We start from the raw sequence: 14,786 nt of genomic DNA on the forward strand, positions 1-14,786 counted from the left end.
CCAATGATGAAAGTACTGGTCAGCGATAATCTATCCCCTAAAGGCATCGAGATACTGAAACATGCCGGTCTTAAGGTGGTCTTCAAGACCGGACTCAAGCCGGAAGAACTCAAGAAAGAGATAAAAGACTGTGATGGCCTGGTCATCCGGAGCGCCACTAAAGTGACCCCGGACATTATCGGGGCCGCCGGGAAACTCAAGGTCATTGGCCGGGCGGGCATCGGACTGGACAATGTGGATATACCGGCGGCCAGCAAAAAGGGCATTATTGTAATGAATACGCCGGGCGGTAACGTGGTTACCACTGCCGAGCACACCATAGCCATGCTTCTGACCCTCTCCCGGAACATTCCCCAGGCTACTACTTCCATGAAGGCCGGCAAATGGGAAAAGAAAAAATTTACCGGACGGGAAGTATTCAATAAGACCCTGGGCATTATCGGTATCGGACGGATCGGCAGTATCGTCGCCGACCGCGCCCGCGGTCTAAAAATGCACGTCATAGCCTATGATCCATACATCAGGCCGGAAACTGCCGAGAAGCTGGGGGTAGGGCTGGTATCTCTGGACGACCTTTATACCCGTTCCGACTATATCTCCATCCATGTCCCCCTGACTAAGGATACGAAAGAATTGATCAATAGAGAATCATTCGCCAAAATGAAGGATGGGGTCATGTTGATTAACTGCTCACGCGGAGGTATTGTGGATGAAGGGGCCCTTCATGAGGCCATGCAGAGCGGCAAGGTAGCCGGTGCGGCCCTGGATGTCTTTGCCCAGGAACCACCTCCGGAGTCCTACCCTTTATTTACTATGGATAAATTTATATGCACGCCGCACCTTGGCGCCGCTACCGAAGAGGCCCAGGAAAATGTAGCCGTAGCCATAGCCAACCAACTGGTTGATTTTCTCAAAAACGGTAATATCTCCAATGCGGTCAATTTTCCTTCTGTAAGTTCCGATGTACTGGCCAGCATTCAGCCTTACCTGACCCTGGTCGAGAAGATGGGCAGTTTCCAGATGCAGATAGCCAAGGGCGGCATCCAGGAAGTGACTATCGAATATGTCGGCGACGTCGCCAATATGGATACCCGGCCGATAACTATAGCGATGTTGAAGGGCCTGTTCGCTCCCATCTTGAAGCACGACGTCAATTTCGTTAATGCGCCTATTATTGCCAAGGAACGGGGTGTAAAGGTCACAGAGTTAAAGAGCACGACAACCGAAGATTTTACCAATCTTATAACCCTGCGCGTCAAAACACCGCAGGAAGAAAACGCCCTCTCCGGAACGATCTTCGGCAAAAAAGAGCTGCGCCTGGTCAGGATAAACACCTTCCGCCTGGAAGCGGTGCTGGAAGGACACATGCTCTTTATTTATAACATAGATGAGCCGGGGGTCATTGGGGCTATCGGTACGACCATGGGCGAGGCCGGTTTAAATATCGCCCGTATGCACGTTGGCCAGGAGACAGGACCGGGCAGAAATGTCATCCTGTTAAATACAAACGCCCCGGTGTCGGCTAAGGTGCTCAAGGAAATGCTTAAAATACCACAGGTGGTGTCGGCACAACCGCTTGAATTCTAAACAGTTTCGTGGCAATATAACTGGTGCTCATCCGGAAACTACTGTTTCCGGCTTCACGCTTTCAGCGATCAGCGATTAGCTGTCAGCATGTTTGTTAACCGTTAACCGTTAACCGTTGTCCGACATTTTCTTTCGGTAAACGGTCAACAGTGAACGGTGGACCGGCTTCCTGCTGATAGCTGAGTGCTGAAAGCTAATTTAGAGTTTTTGGCTTTTCAGATGAAAACTACTCAGGGATAATCGGCCATGAACGAGGACAAAGAAAAAGGATATACGGTAAGAGACAGGCGTAGTTTCTCCCAGGAAAAGTCAGGGCAGGAGACTACCGCCGCTTCAAAAGAAAGGCCGGCAGGAGAGGAGATACCGAAGGAATCCAAACGGCCCACTGTCTTGCCGCCGGTTGATTTTTCCACCCTTATCTTCTCTCTTAATACCTCTGCCCTGGTTCACCTGGGTGAAATAGCCGATCCGGTCACCGGGAAAAGGGAAATAGACCTAGTTTTTGCCAAGCATACTATAGATACCATTGCCATGTTGCAAGAAAAAACCAGGGGCAACCTGACCAAAGACGAAGAAGCCCTGATCCAGCATATCCTGTATGACCTCCGCATGCGTTATGTTCGTGAGGTCTAAGGTCTAATAAAGGTCCCAAGAGGCATCCCTATGGATAATAAGAAAAAACGCCAGCTTACCTTAATTGCCGTGGCATTAGCGTCCATAGTCTTTGGTCTGGCTCTGGCCTCTCGTTTTGATCTCATGGGAAGTCCGGCGGCCTCAAATACAGTGAATCCCCAGGCGCTGCCGGCATCCTTTGCAAGTTTAGTGAAGGCGGTAAGCCCGGCGGTCGTTAATATAAGCGCCGTCCGCACCATCAAGGGCGGAGGACGGGTATTCCGCCATTTTATGGGGCCATCTGATAAAAATGACCCCTTCCGGGATTTCTTCGAGAAATTCTTCGGCGATCAATCCCCTGAACGTGACCTGAAACAGCGTAGTTTAGGATCGGGCATCATTATCGATAAGGATGGGTATATCATAACCAACAACCATGTGATTGAGCACGCTGACCAGATAAAGGTGCGGCTGGCGGATGAGAGAGAATTTTCGGCAGAGATCATCGGCCGGGATCCCAAGACAGACCTGGCTCTGATTAAAATCGATTCCTTCCGCGACCTCCCATCGGTAACCTTGGGTGATTCAGATGCCCTTTCCATCGGGGATTGGGTAATAACCATCGGCAATCCCTTTGGCTTAAACCACACTGTGACCGCCGGCATTGTCAGCGCCAAGGGAAGGATTATCGGGGCCGGGCCGTACGATGACTTCATCCAGACAGACGCCTCTATTAACCCCGGTAATAGCGGGGGTCCACTTTTGAATGTCAAAGGGGAAGTAGTCGGTATCAATACCGCTATAGTAGCCACCGGCCAGGGTATTGGTTTCGCCATCCCGATCAATATAGCCAAAGAAATTATTGTCCAGTTAAAGGAAAAACGAAGGGTAGTCCGGGGATGGCTGGGTGTGGCTATCCAGAAAATGACCCCTGAATTGGCCCGTTCTTTCGGCATCAAAGAAGGCAGGGGCGCCTTGGTGGGCGACGTCTTTGCCGGAAGCCCGGCCGAGAAATCAAATATTAAACGCGGTGACGTGATAATCGAATTCGACGGGAAGAAAATAGACGAAATGTCGGACTTGCCGCGCCTCGTGGCAAACACTCCAGTCGGGAAAACAGTCCTTATAAAAATTATTCGCGACGGGCAGGAACAGGGTTTAACCGCGAAGATTTCCGAAATGAAAGAGGAGAAACCGCCTGTTGCCAAAACTGAGGTGGAGAGAAAAATCGGTCTAAGCGTCCAGGAAATCACACCCGAGATAGCCGAGGAATTAGGACTTGAAGATGAGACCGGCGTTATCGTCACAGGCGTCGCGCCGGGCAGCCCGGCAGAAGATGCTGATTTCAATCAGGGAGACATTATCAAAGAAATCAATCGCAAGAGTATAAAAAATCTGAAAGACTACCGGATGGCCATGGACAAAGCGGCTAAAGAGGATGCCATCTTATTCCTTGTACAGCGCGAAGGGCAAACCTTGTATCTGAGTATTACCCCGGGTGAATAATAACCGTATCTGTTTACCGTTATCGGTTCACCGTTGTCCGTAAGGACCTGAAAAGTTTTTTTGGTGAACAGGCAATGGTGAGCATATTTCCCGTTATTAGTCCGCCGGTCTCCGTGAAAAACGCGAAAACCGTCTTTTTCGGTGAACGGTGAACGGACAACGGTGAACGATTATATTACCCTTTATGCGCCTGCCAAGATAAACCTTTTCTTAAGAGTGACCGGGAAAAGGCCTGACGGGTATCACTCGCTCTTTACCCTTTTTCAAAAGGTGACTTTATTTGACTGCATAATTATCAGAAAAGTGGAAAGGGGAATAAATCTGTCCTGTCCTCAGGGCACGGTGCCTGAAGATGAGACGAATATTGCTTATCAGGCCGCTTCTCTTTTTTATAAAGTCACCGGCTTATTACCGGGTGTTGACATCGAAATCCGAAAAAATATCCCTGTAGCAGCCGGCTTGGGCGGTGGAAGCAGCGACGCGGCCTGTGTACTGAATGGATTGCAGGAGGTGTACGGAAATCCCTGCGCCCGGGCTAATCTCAGATCCATAGGCAGCAAATTGGGGGCAGACGTACCGTTTCTTCTTGAACCCTGTACCATGGCTATCGGGCGTGGAATCGGAGATCAACTGGAGCCTATTTACTCATCTCCTCCGCTATGGTTTGTGCTTATAAGTCCTTGTTTTCCTGTTAGTACTAAATGGGCTTATAAAAATTTAAAGTTGACAACCGGAGAAAATCTTTTTATCTTCTCGCCCGAAGACATTATCAATATAGAACAATTTCTACATAACGACTTAGAAGAGGTTACTGCCTCAGAGTATCCGGTTATTCATATTATGAAGAAATCTCTGCTTTCCTATGGGGCTGAGGGGACATTGATGACAGGAAGCGGCCCCACAGTATTCGGGCTTTTTAAGGAGGAAGAAAAAGCCCGGCTAGCCTATGAAAGGCTAAGGTCCAATTCAGACTGGACAGTTTACCTCGTAAGATCATTATAACAGTTGGGGTGTCGTCAAGCGGTAAGACACGGGTCTTTGGAACCCGCATTCGGAGGTTCGAATCCTCCCACCCCAGCCAATTAACGTTCACTGTTCACTGTTGACCGTTCACCGTTCACCGCAAGAGCAAATTCTTCTCGGTCAACGGTAAACGGTTAACGGTCAACGGATATTAGGTGCAGAAGATGATCAACAGACTCAAGATATTCTCCGGCAACTCCAATCTACCCCTGGCACATGCTATATGTCGCTATCTGGGTATGGAATTGGGTAAGGCCGTTGTCCGCACTTTCAGTGATGGCGAAACCATGGTCGAAATAGGAGAAAATGTACGCGGCAGCGATGTATTCGTGATTCAACCCACCTGCCCTCCTGTAAACCAAAATCTAATGGAATTGCTTATTATGATCGACGCCCTGCGCCGGGCCTCGGCCAGGCGGATTACTGCCGTCATCCCCTACTATGGCTACGGCCGCCAGGACAGAAAAGTGGCTCCGCGCACGCCGATAACCGCAAAACTGGTGGCAGATCTAATAACTACGCCAGGCGCACGCCGCGTCCTGGCCATGGACCTCCATGCCGGACAAATCCAGGGTTTTTTCAATATACCCGTGGACAATCTTTTCGCTGCCCCCGTGCTCCTGGAATATATACGCGAGCATTTTCTTGAGAATCTGGTCATGGTATCTCCTGATGCCGGGGGCGTAGAGAGAACCAGGGCCTTTGCCAAACGACTGGAGGCACAACTGGCTATTATTGATAAACGCCGGGAACGACCGAATGAATCACAGGTAATGAATATCATCGGCAATGTAAAAGGTAAAAATGTGGTTATACTTGATGACATGGTAGATACGGCCGGGACACTCTGTCAGGCCGCTCAGGCCCTGCAGGAGCACGGGGCGAAGGTGATACACGCCTGTACCACACACCCGGTTTTATCCGGCCCGGCTATCAAACGTATCGAAGCCTCACCTATAAGTAAACTGATAGTCACAGACACTATTCCCCTCGGGCCGGAGGCCCAAAAATGCCGGAAGATCGAGGTATTATCTGTAGCAGGACTCCTGGGGGAAGCCATCCAACGTATTCATAATGAAGATTCCGTAAGTTCTTTGTTTGTTTAGGAGGAATAAATGAAACAGATTGAATTAACTGCAGAAAGTAGAGAAAAAATGGGGAAAGGCGCGGCTCGCAGTCTGCGCCGTCGGGGTCTTACCCCGGCCATCTTCTACGGCAAAGGAATTCCACCTCAACCCCTGACTCTGGATAGTCTGGAGCTTAAACGTAAGCTGAATAAGGTTGGAAGCGAAAATGCCATTTTTGCCCTGACCATTAAAGACGATGGCCATACAGTAAATAAAATGGCTATGTTAAAAGAAGTGCAAACGAATCCCCTAAGCCGGGAAATTCTCCATACCGATTTGTATGAAGTCGCTATGGATAAGAAAATAGCGGTCCGGGTTCCTTTGCACGTCAAGGGGCGGGCCAAGGGAGTGGAGCTAAGTGGTATCCTCCAGACAGTAACCCGTGAAATCGAGATGGAGTGTTTGCCGGCAGACATTCCGGAATTCATCGAGGTTGATGTCACTTCCCTGGACATTGGGGAATCAATCCATATAAAAGACCTGAAGCTGCCGGAAAACCTCCATGTGCTGGACGATGCCGCCGTCACTTTAGTTACCGTGGTTCCGCCGGCAGCTGAAGAAAAAGCGGTTGTCGCCGAGGAAGAAGCCGCTGCCGCTGAACCGGAAGTGGTTTCCACCAAGGGCAAGGAACCCGAGGCAAAAGAGTCGAAATAAAGTTGCGTTGTATTGTTGGCCTTGGCAATCCCGGCATCAAGTATGCAGAAACCAGGCATAATATTGGTTTTATCCTTATTGATCACCTTGCCGGGATATTTCAGATCTCACTCGCCGCAAAAAAGTGGGATAGCCTCATTGGTAAGGGGTATATTGGCGAAAGGCAAGTCCTCCTGGCCAAACCCCTTACCTATATGAACCGGAGCGGTTTAGCAGTAGCACAGATACTTAACTTCCACAAGATACCCCCCCCTGATCTTCTGGTCGTCCATGATGATATGGATATCCCGTTAGGACGCATAAAGATAGTGCGAAGCGGAGGATCAGGCGGACATAATGGCGTGGACTCGATTATTGAGACCCTGGGCACCCGGGAATTCCCACGCCTTAAGATTGGGATTGGCAGGCCATTGCCTCAACAGAAGCCAGAGCACTATGTCCTTGAGCCATTTTCTTTTGAGGAGATAGCACTCCTAAAAGAGACTTTAAAAAAAGCAGCAAAGGCGTCTGAAGCCATAGTCCGGCAGGGGATTGAGGAAGCCATGAATCTTTTTAACATCAAAGAAGTGAATGTCATTAGTCAATAGTCATTCTTTCCAACCCAACCGATGACTAATGACCAGTGACGAGTTACGTTTTGAACACCGGTACTTTGACATTCATTTGGATTTTGAACTTTGGCATTTGTGTTTTCAGCCTTTAGCCTTCAAGCTTTGGACTTTGGGCCTTGAACTTTGACCTTCCAGGCCTCCCATCTCCCAGGAAATAGCCCCGAATGCACAGGACTCGCGCAGACATACCAGACAGCGTATGCACCGCCTGTCGTTGGGTGATTCATAAAATTTAATATCTACGGGACAGTCCCGGTAGCATAACTCACAATGCGTGCATTTCTCCGGATGATACTTGAGCTGGAAGAGGCTCGCCCGGTTGAAAAAAGAATAAAATGCCCCGAGGGGGCATACAGTACGACAGAAGGGACGGCTGGCCAGGACGCTCCCGGTAATAAAGAAAAACAAGACCGCTACTTTAATGTAAAAAAGATGCCCGACCGTCATACGCAGGGTTGGTTGCAGGATTAAAAGCGGCAGTCCGGCCTCCAGGGTCCCGGCCGGGCAGATAAACTTACAAAACCACAGAAAACCATATCCAAAGGCATCAACCACCCAGATGGGTAAGATAAAGATGGTCAGGGCCAGGAAGATATAAGGGCCATAGCTGAAGATATAGGGTATTCTGATCTTGCGCCCGGGCATCTTAAATAAAAGGTCCTGGATAAGACCAAAGGGGCATATCCAGCCGCAGGGCATGCGCCCCACCAGTCCTCCAATAATCCCCAGCCATCCCAGGACATAGAATCCAAAATGGTAGCGCGCCGCTTCTACTGAGGCACGGATACCGGCCATAAAATTCTGGATAGCCCCTAGCGGACACGCGGTTGTAGCTGCCGGGCAGGAATGACAGTTTAATCCCGGAGAGCAGATAGACTTGAGCCGACCCTGATATATAGTCCGGCTTACAGGAAAATACCAGTAACCGTTCAGGAGTAAGGCCGAAAGGGACTGGATAATTCGCCGCAGATGCTGCCTCATCCGATGCCTATGCAATCAAGGCATATACTGACGGCCTTCTCAAGGACGCCCTGGACTTCGCCCGTGAGGACGCCGGCTAACCACAGGAGGACAAAAAGAGAAATAACGATGAACGGTATCTTCCGCATGTGTTTACCTTTCGCCCGGACGGGCTGAAAAACAAAATGTCAAAATACAAAGTTCAAAGGAAATCCAAATGACTGAATGTCAAAGTTTAACTTTCAGCTTTGGCATTCATTTGAATTTTGAGCTTTGAATTTCTTTATTACCTCAACCTGGCCTGAACCGACTTCACCTTATCATCTAACAGGACTTTTTTATCTCTCCGGTCATCAATGATAATCACGGTCTGCACACGTTTTACACCCCTGGCAAAAGGAAGCTCATGCAACCTTGCGGCTAAGGATAAGACATCTGATATACTGCCTTCAATAATCGTTCCCATGTCCGTTAGTTTATAAGGTAATTTCCCCTTGGCCAGTTCCTTTTGAATATCTGCGATATGATCCCCGACGCTGGGCGTCCCTAACCCAAGGGGCACCACGCTTAACTCCATAAGCGCCATAATCCATCCCTCCCCTGATTAAATAGTTTTCGCCCGGAAACCAAAAATTTTCGGACGAGCGGCCAGCACTCAGCTATCAGCATGAAGCCGGTTCACCGTTCACCGTTTACCGAAAGAAAATGTCGGACAACGGTTAACGGATAACAAACATGCTGACAGCTAACCGCTGATCGCTGAAAGCGTGAAACCGGAAACAGTAGTTTCCGGATGAGCACTCGTATATTTCTATGTTACGATGTAATTTCGGTATTTGTAAACTGGTTTTTTTGTCAAACCCAGGGCACCCTGTCATATCAATAAACAGCTTAAAAATTTTTAGATTTGTTGTATAGTGTTTATTAAGAAAAGACATCCGAGGAGGACGCAGAGATGACCACCCCCAAACACTGCCCGGGATTTGAATCTAATAAGAATCTAACCTCATTTATATGTAAGTGCCCGAACTGTGGAGCGGAAAAGGAGATATTCTCGGATGAATTTGATGTTAAGCACATCTGCCCAAAGTGCAAGAAGGAGATCGACTTCACCCGCTGTGAACTCTATGGTTCCGGAAAAGCCGACTGACGGCTGACTTATCAATACTCGTGCCCACAAAAATTATCTCAATAGCGGAAAGGATTATGCAGACAATGGACAAGGCCTTCATGGAACAGATGAAAAGAAAGGTTGAAAACGAACTCAGAGAACGTGAAATACAGGCTACTGAATATTGGTTAAGTGAACTTATAAAAGTTTACGAGAAAAGACATCAACAAATGGCCGACCTCCAGGTGGACATGCAAAATCTGGTCGCCAAGATGCGCACCCGCCTGAAGACCCTGAAAAAAGGCGATGACTGATAATACTTTTAAAGTGTAAATTGGGAAGAAGGCCACAAAAATTCTTCCGTGAACCTTTTAGCCCATTTTGTTTTTAAGTAGGTGTGTATTTCATCAGCCGTAGAAAATTGCAATATATCATTTACCACTTCATTAGCCTCTTCCATAGTGGACATGCGAATAATACGTTTAGCCTGAGGAACTGCCAGGGGATTCATACTTAGTTCATCAAGCCCCAGCCCCAGTAAAATAGGCATATAAGACGCCTCACCGGCCATCTCTCCACACATGGCCACCTCAACGCCCCCGCGGTGACCGGCTTCCGCCACCTGCTTTATCATACGAAGAACGCCGGGATGAAGCGGCTCATAAAGATGGGCCACGTGTTCATTTATCCGGTCTATAGCCAGGGAATATTGAATGAGGTCGTTCGTCCCGATGCTAAAAAAATCCACTTCCTCGGCCAGGATGTCGGCTATGGCTGCCGCCGACGGCACTTCAATCATGGCGCCAATCTTGACCGATTCCTTATACGGTATTCCCTCCCGATACAATTCTTCACACGCCGCCTCCAAAACACGCTTGGCCTCTACTATCTCCTGCTTGCCGGAAATCATAGGAAACATGATACGCAGGTCGCCAAAACAACCGGCCCTTAACAAGGCGCGCAATTGAACCTTGAAGATGCCCTTCTCCCTCAGACAAAACCGGATGGCCCGAAGTCCAAGGGCAGGGTTTGATTCGCTTACCCACTTTATTGATGAAGCAAATTTATCCCCTCCTATATCCAGTGTACGTATAGTCACCGGGTTAGGGGCAATGCGCTCCACTACCTCGCTATAGGCATTAAAAAGGATTTCTTCGGTGGGTAATTCATCACGGTTCAGGTATAAAAACTCCGTGCGCAGCAGTCCTATGCCTTCCGCGCCATACTCCAGAACAGAAGGCAGTTCTTCTAAAAATTCAACGTTAGCCTTTATCTTGATTTGATAGCCGTCGATTGTTTCCGCCCGGAGATGGCCGTATTTGACTGTTTGTATCCGATAATCTTCGTAGCGGCTTTGCCTCTGTCTGTATTCCTGAATAGTCTCTTCCGGCGGATTAATAAGGACCGTACCCGTCACACCATCGACGATTATCTGATCCCCACTTGAAACCACGCCGGTTATCGTCTCCAGACCGACTACGGCCGGTATCCCCAGGGAACGGGCGATTATAGCCGTATGCGAGGTCCGACCGCCTATATCCGTCAGAAAGGCCATAATCCTGTCCGGTTTCATCTGGGTAGTATCGGCCGGCGAAAGATCATGCGCTACTACGATTACATTATCTTCAATATCCGCCAGGTTCTCCAGTGAATGGCCGGTCAAGACCCTTAATAACCTCTCTGTAACAAACTCCACATCATGAAAACGGCTGCGGATGTACTCGTCCTGGATACGCTCGAAAATGGCCTGACTTTCTTTCAGCGCCTTCTTAAGCGCCCATTCCGCATTAATTTTCTCTTCAGCAATAATCCGGAGTGTTTGGTCGTAAAGCATCTTATCTTTCAGGATCAGAAGGTGGCTATCTATTATAGAACAGTGTTCTCTTAACTCCTCCGGGATTTCTTCTTTAATGGCCAGGAGGGCCAGGTGTGCCTGTTCTACTGCCTCCTTGAAACGCACGATCTCTGCCGCCACCTGTTCATCGTTCATGAGGTATTCATAAACCACCTTGATCTTGCGGCGATCTATATGCAGGGCCTTACCGATGGCTATGCCCGGAAAGACCGGGACGCCCTTTAATGTCTTGACGTTATCCGCTTCTCGTTTCACTGTTCTTCCCCAAACTTATCATTTATTAGTTTTTCAAGGGCGCTGACGGCCTCAGGCGCATCCTCCCCCACAGCACTAATCTCAACTTCCGTACCCCTAAGACAGGCCAGTGTCAATATATCCAGAATACTTTTACCATCTGTCTCTTCACCATTTCTGGCCAGCCGGACATCGCATTTAAAACGGCAGGCCGTCTGTACAAATTTGGCCGCGGCCCGGGCATGGAGCCCCAGTTTATTCTTGATAGTACACATCTTACTGATTTTGGGAGTAGTCATTATTCACCTATAGCCATCAGCTATCAGCTATCAGCTTTCCTAAATTTCAATCCCAATCGATAAACCTCTGTTTTCGAGACGCCCAACTCCTCAGCCACCTTACGGATAATACCGCTTAGTTTTAAGTCCGTATTCTCTTGATACCATCTGATAGTATTAAGTATTGTATCCTCGTCAAACACTTCCTGCTCCCTTGAGCCGTCAAATACCAACGTGATTTCACCCCGGATATCTTTTCCCTCCAGGTCGTCCAGTACCTCGCTCAGCATACCCCATTTCAGTTCTTCGAACTTCTTGGTCAATTCCCTCGCCAGGAGCATTTTACGGTCTCCTGCCTCATCTAAAATATCCCGCAGAGTAGCCGGTAGCCGCTTAGGCGCTTCATAAATGACAAAGGTCCTCTTCTCGTAACGAAGTTTCTGTAAGACAGCTTTACGCCTGGACGATTGCCGCGGCAAAAAACCCAGGAAGGAGAAAGAATCTGCAGGCAGCCCCGAAACACTCAAGGCGGCGATAACTGCCGAAACCCCGGGAACAGGAATAACCCTGACCCCATTTTCTATAGCCACACGGATGATATAATAACCCGGATCCGAAATTCCGGGAGTGCCCGCATCCGTAACCAAAGCTGCTTTAATACCCGAACGCAACCTTCCCACCAACTCTTCACTTTTTTCTACCTGATTGTGTTCATGACAGCTTATAAGGGGGACGTGAATCTGATAGTGGGAAAGGAGCTTGCGCGTCCACCGGGTGTCTTCGGCAACAATTATGTCCACTTCCTTTAATATCCTGAGGGCCCGTAGAGTAATATCCTCCAGATTACCGATGGGGGTGGAAACTATGTAGAGTACGCCTTTGTTAGCTGGTTCCACTTTCAAAAATCAACCTCTACGGCTTCGTAAAAAGTCAAAATTACCGCGGGGTCGCCGAGGTTGGCGTAGGGGCAGGGCTTGCCCTGCCCAATAAGGGCGCGCAGCAAGCAGCGCCCCTACGTTGCGGGTTGCGGGCTCTGCGTACTCAGCGGTGAAACGGCTTTTTTACGAGTTTATCAAAATTTACTTAGACCTAGGCGAAAAAGCAAGCAAAAAGGATTGAGGGCGGGCTAATCCAGGGTTGTAAAAAAACCGGCCATCTTTGTCTTGTCTTCAGCAGTAATCGACTTCAAATCGATTTCCAGGCCAAACGGCCGTAAGGTGGGTTGAATATCCCTCTGTACAGCCTCGGCGATAGAGACGACATCTTCAGGTTTAATAGCCAGATGTTTAACGATTTCCGGTCCTATTTGAGGGAGGCATCTATCGCCACTAAACCCCAGCGAAAGGAATTTAGCCAAAAAATCAGCCAGGAAAATTATGGCTTCCAGACGTATACCGGCATTTCCATCAGATATGGCAATGAGCGGTTGATGGTGATTCTGGATAGCAGCGGTTAAGGCATCCGGCAGCTTCCAGTGTTGGGCCAGCCAGAAGCCGATTGTAGCATGCGAGATAGTTAATAACTCCTGTTCAATATCCACGAGCGCCCGTTGTTGTTCCTCTGCCCTGTGCAACGCCTGGTCAAACTTATCCGGGAATACATCATTTAACAGGGTTTTCCCAATGTCGTGCAGCAGACCGGCTACAAAAGCCTCTTCGGGGACAGGGTAGCGCACTTTCTCCCCTATCTTACGGCCACAAATACCCACGCCTACGGAGTGTACCCATAAGTCGGCCTGGCTAAGACCAGACGACCTGGTTTTAGCGAAAAGGGTGTCATTGATAGGCAGGCTCAAGGCCATATTTTTTACCTCATTGAACCCCAAAAGACTTACAGCATGTGAAACCGTTGATATTTTACTGTTAAATCCATAATAAGCAGAATTTACAATCTTCAATATCATGCCGGTCAATGACGGGTCATTCAAAATAATCCTGGACAGATCGGCAAGCGTGGCATTCGGGTCCTCAATCATAGACAGGACCTGATTAATCACCATCGGGAATGGAGGCAATTGCTCTATCTGTTCAGAGATAAGCTTAAAGACGGCAGGATCAAGTTCATCACTGTTTCCCGTATCGTCATCCAGGTCTATCTCCCACACATCATTTTTGCCGTCCAAAATCATCACCTCCTAAGGCCTGGAAACTTTGCCGATTAGAACGATGAGTTCCTTTAATAAGGCCTGATTCACCTGATCCCTCATCTCATTTTGCATTATCTCCAGGGCTGAAAAACCGGGTAATGCACCCTTATAACATCGATTTGTGGTCAGGGCATCAAAAATATCCACTATGCAAGTTATCTTTGAATACACATCTATCTCGTCGCCTTTCAGGCCACGGGGATAACCTGAACCATCGCATTTCTCATGGTGATTCAGAATAATTTTTGCGCCTGCCGCGGGCAGCGGTGAGCTATCCTGTACTATTTTAAACCCCAGTTCAGGATGTTTTTTAATCTCCGCGAACTCTTCCGGAGTAAGCCGCCCCCGTTTGTTCAGAATGGCCTTATCTATACGGCTCTTGCCTACATCGTGCAGCAAGGCCCCCATTCCCAGCACCTTCATAGTCTGTTCGTCACACAATCTCAGGACCTTGATTAAGGCCGTTACAAAAATGCAGACATTCACGCTATGAGTGTGAGTATAATAATCGTAAGACATGATTTTAAAAAAGTTCTGGAAAGCCATCTCATCGCTTATGATAAGGGCTACATGCTGCGCAGCTACTTCTTTGCATATCTCTACATTCTCTATCCGCGGATCCTCCATGACATTCTCTACTACGCCCTTGCTAAGGCCATAAATTATACCGGCCTTCTTTGATGCCGGTATATTCTGTCTTTCCATCACCTGCCGGAGCTGACCGGCCATATAGCGTAACCGTTTGCCTCTATCCGCGCCCCGGATAAAAACCGTACCAATTCCGTTATTTTTTAGGCGCACCAACTGATTATGGGATAAAAAGAGGTTCGCCTCCCGATAAAGTACAAACCCGCCCTCCCTAATACCTTGCCGCAAATAAATATCAAAATCAGGAGAACTTTCCTCAATAAGGGTTTCGAGGGGGATAGGGATAAAAGATAAAGATTCCGGCATTTCCTTAACCATCTCCCTTTAAACCCTCTTTAAAACTCTTCGGCAACTTTCAACCAAATCTTCAAGCTTGATGGCTAAAGTTTCAGACTAATACTGCCGATAACAAGATGTAAAACCCCGGAAGATAA

The 14,786-nt window shown here is 48.4% G+C and carries 17 protein-coding genes and 1 tRNA gene; 10 read left to right on the top strand and 8 right to left on the bottom strand.

Annotated elements, in window-relative coordinates:
• The first annotated feature begins 6 nt into the window (after positions 1-6).
• From serA to pth, 8 genes are all read left to right on the top strand, one after another.
• Positions 7-1,587 carry a phosphoglycerate dehydrogenase gene (gene serA, locus RDU59_05155; GenBank protein ID MDQ7837861.1) on the top strand — a complete coding sequence of 527 codons (1,581 nt, stop codon included), beginning with the start codon at positions 7-9 and terminating at the stop codon, positions 1,585-1,587.
• A 246-nt stretch (positions 1,588-1,833) separates the two neighbouring features.
• Positions 1,834-2,220: a DUF1844 domain-containing protein gene (locus RDU59_05160; protein ID MDQ7837862.1), complete on the top strand. Its 387-nt coding sequence runs from the start codon at positions 1,834-1,836 to the stop codon at positions 2,218-2,220.
• A gap of 30 nt (positions 2,221-2,250) precedes the next feature.
• The gene (locus RDU59_05165; protein MDQ7837863.1) at positions 2,251-3,705 is read left to right on the top strand and encodes a DegQ family serine endoprotease; all 1,455 of its coding nucleotides are present in this window, start codon (positions 2,251-2,253) and stop codon (positions 3,703-3,705) included.
• Between the two features lie 162 nt (positions 3,706-3,867).
• Complete coding sequence (gene ispE / locus RDU59_05170) at positions 3,868-4,707, top strand: 4-(cytidine 5'-diphospho)-2-C-methyl-D-erythritol kinase (protein ID MDQ7837864.1); 840 nt, start codon at positions 3,868-3,870, stop codon at positions 4,705-4,707.
• A gap of 4 nt (positions 4,708-4,711) precedes the next feature.
• A tRNA-Gln gene (locus RDU59_05175) sits at positions 4,712-4,786 on the top strand.
• A 106-nt stretch (positions 4,787-4,892) separates the two neighbouring features.
• Complete coding sequence (locus RDU59_05180) at positions 4,893-5,834, top strand: ribose-phosphate pyrophosphokinase (GenBank protein ID MDQ7837865.1); 942 nt, start codon at positions 4,893-4,895, stop codon at positions 5,832-5,834.
• A gap of 9 nt (positions 5,835-5,843) precedes the next feature.
• On the top strand, positions 5,844-6,509 hold the full coding sequence (locus RDU59_05185; GenBank protein MDQ7837866.1) for a 50S ribosomal protein L25/general stress protein Ctc: 666 nt from the start codon (positions 5,844-5,846) through the stop codon (positions 6,507-6,509).
• Between the two features lie 2 nt (positions 6,510-6,511).
• Positions 6,512-7,096 (top strand): aminoacyl-tRNA hydrolase, encoded by a 585-nt coding sequence (gene pth, locus RDU59_05190; protein ID MDQ7837867.1) that lies wholly within the window; start codon positions 6,512-6,514, stop codon positions 7,094-7,096.
• Between the two features lie 105 nt (positions 7,097-7,201).
• Here pth and RDU59_05195 read toward each other — a convergent pair whose 3' ends face one another.
• From RDU59_05195 to RDU59_05205, 3 genes are all read right to left on the bottom strand, one after another.
• Positions 7,202-8,101, bottom strand: coding sequence for a 4Fe-4S binding protein (locus tag RDU59_05195; protein ID MDQ7837868.1), 900 nt, complete (start codon positions 8,099-8,101; stop codon positions 7,202-7,204).
• Entirely contained in the window at positions 8,098-8,229 is a 132-nt protein-coding gene (locus RDU59_05200; protein ID MDQ7837869.1) for a CD1871A family CXXC motif-containing protein, read from the bottom strand. Before RDU59_05200 ends, RDU59_05195 begins: the two co-directional genes overlap by 4 nt.
• A gap of 137 nt (positions 8,230-8,366) precedes the next feature.
• A complete protein-coding gene (locus RDU59_05205) occupies positions 8,367-8,666 on the bottom strand; it encodes an MTH1187 family thiamine-binding protein (GenBank protein MDQ7837870.1) in 300 nt (99 codons plus the stop codon).
• A gap of 369 nt (positions 8,667-9,035) precedes the next feature.
• Between RDU59_05205 and RDU59_05210 the strand changes: the two genes are divergently transcribed.
• A complete protein-coding gene (locus tag RDU59_05210) occupies positions 9,036-9,230 on the top strand; it encodes a hypothetical protein (protein MDQ7837871.1) in 195 nt (64 codons plus the stop codon).
• 56 nt (positions 9,231-9,286) lie between these two features.
• Complete coding sequence (locus RDU59_05215) at positions 9,287-9,505, top strand: hypothetical protein (protein ID MDQ7837872.1); 219 nt, start codon at positions 9,287-9,289, stop codon at positions 9,503-9,505.
• Between the two features lie 8 nt (positions 9,506-9,513).
• On the opposite strand, the gene ptsP is transcribed toward RDU59_05215, so the two are convergent.
• The 5 genes from ptsP to RDU59_05240 all read right to left on the bottom strand — a co-directional run bounded on the left by ptsP (position 9,514) and on the right by RDU59_05240 (position 14,670).
• Complete coding sequence (gene ptsP, locus RDU59_05220) at positions 9,514-11,301, bottom strand: phosphoenolpyruvate--protein phosphotransferase (GenBank protein ID MDQ7837873.1); 1,788 nt, start codon at positions 11,299-11,301, stop codon at positions 9,514-9,516.
• Complete coding sequence (locus tag RDU59_05225) at positions 11,298-11,579, bottom strand: HPr family phosphocarrier protein (GenBank protein MDQ7837874.1); 282 nt, start codon at positions 11,577-11,579, stop codon at positions 11,298-11,300. The genes ptsP and RDU59_05225 overlap by 4 nt, the downstream gene beginning before the upstream one ends.
• A 23-nt stretch (positions 11,580-11,602) precedes the next feature.
• Positions 11,603-12,454 (bottom strand): 16S rRNA (cytidine(1402)-2'-O)-methyltransferase, encoded by an 852-nt coding sequence (gene rsmI, locus RDU59_05230; protein ID MDQ7837875.1) that lies wholly within the window; start codon positions 12,452-12,454, stop codon positions 11,603-11,605.
• Between the two features lie 230 nt (positions 12,455-12,684).
• The gene (locus tag RDU59_05235; GenBank protein MDQ7837876.1) at positions 12,685-13,680 is read right to left on the bottom strand and encodes an HDOD domain-containing protein; all 996 of its coding nucleotides are present in this window, start codon (positions 13,678-13,680) and stop codon (positions 12,685-12,687) included.
• Positions 13,681-13,692: 12 nt separating this feature from the next.
• Positions 13,693-14,670: an HD domain-containing phosphohydrolase gene (locus RDU59_05240; protein ID MDQ7837877.1), complete on the bottom strand. Its 978-nt coding sequence runs from the start codon at positions 14,668-14,670 to the stop codon at positions 13,693-13,695.
• Positions 14,671-14,786: the final 116 nt, after the last annotated feature.

This window comes from Thermodesulfobacteriota bacterium (assembly GCA_031082315.1).
Lineage (GTDB): Bacteria > Desulfobacterota > QYQD01 > QYQD01 > QYQD01 > QYQD01.

What these genes read in the sequence shown, in the direction of transcription:
- RDU59_05225 (MDQ7837874.1), bottom strand. Translation starts at nt 11,579, where the DNA reads ATGACTACTCCCAAAATCAGTAAGATGTGTACTATCAAGAATAAACTG.
- RDU59_05165 (MDQ7837863.1), top strand. Translation starts at nt 2,251, where the DNA reads ATGGATAATAAGAAAAAACGCCAGCTTACCTTAATTGCCGTGGCATTA.
- RDU59_05210 (MDQ7837871.1), top strand. Translation starts at nt 9,036, where the DNA reads ATGACCACCCCCAAACACTGCCCGGGATTTGAATCTAATAAGAATCTA.
- RDU59_05180 (MDQ7837865.1), top strand. Translation starts at nt 4,893, where the DNA reads ATGATCAACAGACTCAAGATATTCTCCGGCAACTCCAATCTACCCCTG.
- RDU59_05195 (MDQ7837868.1), bottom strand. Translation starts at nt 8,101, where the DNA reads ATGAGGCAGCATCTGCGGCGAATTATCCAGTCCCTTTCGGCCTTACTC.
- RDU59_05200 (MDQ7837869.1), bottom strand. Translation starts at nt 8,229, where the DNA reads ATGCGGAAGATACCGTTCATCGTTATTTCTCTTTTTGTCCTCCTGTGG.
- RDU59_05160 (MDQ7837862.1), top strand. Translation starts at nt 1,834, where the DNA reads ATGAACGAGGACAAAGAAAAAGGATATACGGTAAGAGACAGGCGTAGT.
- RDU59_05215 (MDQ7837872.1), top strand. Translation starts at nt 9,287, where the DNA reads ATGCAGACAATGGACAAGGCCTTCATGGAACAGATGAAAAGAAAGGTT.
- RDU59_05205 (MDQ7837870.1), bottom strand. Translation starts at nt 8,666, where the DNA reads ATGGCGCTTATGGAGTTAAGCGTGGTGCCCCTTGGGTTAGGGACGCCC.
- serA (MDQ7837861.1), top strand. Translation starts at nt 7, where the DNA reads ATGAAAGTACTGGTCAGCGATAATCTATCCCCTAAAGGCATCGAGATA.
- RDU59_05240 (MDQ7837877.1), bottom strand. Translation starts at nt 14,670, where the DNA reads ATGGTTAAGGAAATGCCGGAATCTTTATCTTTTATCCCTATCCCCCTC.
- RDU59_05185 (MDQ7837866.1), top strand. Translation starts at nt 5,844, where the DNA reads ATGAAACAGATTGAATTAACTGCAGAAAGTAGAGAAAAAATGGGGAAA.